Genomic DNA, 824 nt, shown 5'->3' with positions numbered 1-824 from the left:
GACGGGGGCGGTGTCGCCCCGGGGGCTGCGGGTCGATGCCTGCGGGCGGGCGGCCCCAGTTGGCGTGCGGGAGGAGGAAGTCCACGCCGGGCGGGCGCAGTTCGAGCAGCGAGTGGTAGACGTCCAGGGGGTCGGCGGCCAGGTCGATCGTGCAGAGGATGCCGGCGTACGACTCCCCTCGCGCCGCGAGCCGCTCGGCCGCCGCGCGGGCGGCGGGCCAGGCGGGGCGTCCGGCGCGGTCGACCCGACGGGCGTTGTGCGCGGCCCGCCCGCCGTCCAGGCTGAGACCGACCCGGACCCCCGCGCCGGCGAGGCGGTCGAGGGCCGCGGCGGTGAGGCGGGTGCCGTTGGTCTGGACGGTGGCGGTGACCCGGCAGCCGGCGGGGACGGCCTCCCGTACGGCTCGGGCGTAGGCGATGACCGGGTCGGGGCCGGTGAGGAGGGGTTCGCCGCCGTGGAGTTCGACGCGGACGGCGTCCAGGCCGTGGGTGCGCACGTGCTCGGCGATCCGGTCCGCCGCGCGCCGCATGGTGCGCTCGGACGTGCGGGCCGGGCGCTCGCGCCAGCCGTGGTCGGGGCCCTGGTAGAGGTAGCAGTAGGTGCAGTCGAGGTTGCAGCGGCCGTGCACCTTGAGCACGAACTGCCGGAAGGGGACCGGCCGATGGGCCGTCAGGTCGAGGAGGGCGTGCGGCCAGGGTGGGTGAGGGTGCGTCGTCATGGCGCGTCCTCGTAGTGGGCGACGACGGTGGACTCCCCCTCGCGGGTGCGGAGTTCGGCGAGGATCGCGGCCAGTACCGGGTGGTCGGTATGGGCGGGTGGGGCGA

Annotated in this window: 1 protein-coding gene; it reads right to left on the bottom strand. The window is 76.7% G+C overall.

Going from position 1 to position 824, the window contains the following annotated elements; translation table 11 throughout:
• A partial coding sequence (locus EAO75_RS45115) for a radical SAM protein (protein WP_148000919.1) occupies positions 1-718 on the bottom strand: 718 nt, incomplete at its 3' end.
• Positions 719-824: the final 106 nt, after the last annotated feature.

It is taken from the genome of Streptomyces sp. UW30 (assembly GCF_008042075.1).
Taxonomy (GTDB): domain Bacteria; phylum Actinomycetota; class Actinomycetes; order Streptomycetales; family Streptomycetaceae; genus Streptomyces.
Note: the sequence above shows the minus strand (reverse complement) of the source record. Positions and strands in the feature narration are given on the sequence as shown.